1 protein-coding gene is annotated in these 585 nt (G+C 39.5%); it reads right to left on the bottom strand.

Translation table 11 applies throughout. The annotated features are described in order from the left end of the window. Window positions 1-531, bottom strand: a 531-nt coding sequence (locus tag D1841_RS18305) for a radical SAM protein (RefSeq protein WP_166554392.1), incomplete at its 3' end; no start/stop codon positions are given. Between the last annotated feature and the right edge of the window lie 54 nt (window positions 532-585).

The raw sequence follows: 585 nt of genomic DNA, 5'->3' as shown, positions 1-585 counted from the left end.
TTCCTTTTTCTTAATCAGCGGTTCGCCGCCGGTGAACAGAAAAGCGTGAATACCCAATTCTTTACCTTCTGTGATAATTCTATCCATATCCTCAAAAGAAAGGTTCATTTTATCGCCATATTCCGCAGCCCAACAACCGGTACAGTGCATATTGCACGCTGTTGTAGGGTCCATCAGAATAATCCATGGAATATTGCACTGGTATCTTTCAGACATTTTCAGAGAAGTCTTGTAACCACGAAAACCAGACTCATATCCGGCATTTAAAGCAAAGGTCTTCAAAATATGCGGATCCACATTGCGCAAAATATTTTGTGTATAATGGGTCCACTTGCTATTCGGGTCTTTTGCCAGCTTTCTCAAAAGTTCATAGGAAGAACCTTCCCATGCGTCTCCTAAAATTTTCTCCAGCATATTAATCATAGGAAGCATAACTTCGGTCAAATCCTTTTCCTGTCCCTTGTTGATAATCGACTCCAAGCCTTTTTCGAAGGCTTTTCTTTCCATGATATGTTTTACATCCTTTACCAAAATATTCCACCTCCAGTTTATTCGTCTCTATGAAGATATATTTCCTTTTTTTCG

The organism is Neglectibacter sp. X4, assembly GCF_009917365.1.
In the GTDB taxonomy this organism is placed as follows: domain Bacteria; phylum Bacillota; class Clostridia; order Oscillospirales; family Acutalibacteraceae; genus Acutalibacter.
The sequence above is the reverse complement of the archived record's forward strand: the minus strand, read 5'-3'. Positions and strand labels throughout refer to the sequence as shown.